This is a genomic window from Glutamicibacter sp. NPDC087661 (assembly GCF_044743275.1).
In the GTDB taxonomy this organism is placed as follows: Bacteria; Actinomycetota; Actinomycetes; order Actinomycetales; family Micrococcaceae; genus Glutamicibacter.
Genome location: NZ_JBIUWE010000012.1, coordinates 1 through 1,121, shown reverse-complemented (window position 1 = coordinate 1,121; position 1,121 = coordinate 1). Strand labels below are relative to the sequence as shown.

The 1,121-nt window shown below is 53.2% G+C and carries 1 protein-coding gene; it reads right to left on the bottom strand.

Features of this window, described 5'->3' with window-relative positions:
- On the bottom strand, nucleotides 1–1,121 hold a 1,121-nt coding region (locus ACIOTN_RS17990; RefSeq protein WP_402735845.1), incomplete at both ends, for a hypothetical protein.

The following is a 1,121-nucleotide window of genomic DNA, read 5'->3' as shown; positions in this document are numbered from 1 at the left end:
CATCGGTGTTCGCATCGGTGTTCGCATCAGCGTTATCCGCAGTGTTCACATCGGTGTTCGCATCGGTGTTCGCATCAGCGTTATCCGCAGTGTTCGCATCCGTGTTGGCATCAACGTTATCCGCAGTGTTCGCATCCGTGTTGGCATCAGCGTTATCCGCAGTGTTCGCATCCGTGTTGGCATCAACGTTATCCGCAGTGTTCGCATCCGTGTTGGCATCGGTGTTCGCATCAACGTTATCCGCGGTGTTGTCTGCCGTGTTCACATCCGTCGAGTCGTCAGCCACAACGGTGAAGGTTGTGAACCCGTATGCGTCGCTTTCAACATCAGTTGCAACGATCAAGTAGCTACCAAGTGCCAAATCAGTCGAATCGACCTCGAAGCTAATGTCGCCCTTGTCGTCAGCGGTAACGGTTTCAGGCATGGCAGCAGCAGCGATCTTGGCTACGGCCGAGCTGGTGTCGCCCAGCTGGCTCTGCTCGATCTTGACTTCGCCATTTGCGGTGAACTCTTTACCGGTTACGATTCCCGATTCACCCTTGATCAAACGGTTAGGGGTGATATCGATGTGAACTTCGTTCTCAGCGGCATCGTCCGGAGTTACCTGGAAGTACTCAGTGTAAGTCTTTCCGGTTTCTTCGTCCGTCACTTCAACGGTGTAGATACCCTCAGGCAAGCCATCGGTATCGTACTTGTACTCGAATCGACCATCTTCATCAACGATGACATCGCCCTCATGTACTGGGGTTTCTTCACCATTTGAGTTTCGGATGATTACCTTGACGTTGCCTTCCGGAGTGAACTTGTCACCAATTACGGTAACTTCGTCGCCTTCCGTAACGGAATCAGGTACAACGCTGACGATCGGGTGCTCCGTGTTGTCCGCAGTGTTGTCGCCAGTGTTCTCAGCCGAGTTATCCGCCGTGTTGGCATCGGTGTTCGCATCAGCGTTATCCGCAGTGTTCACATCGGTGTTCGCGTCAGTATTCGCATCCGTGTTGGCATCAGCGTTATCCGCAGTGTTCACATCGGTGTTCGCGTCAGTATTCGCATCCGTGTTGGCATCGGTGTTCGCATCAGCGTTATCCGCAGTGTTCACATCGGTGTTCGCATCGGTGTTC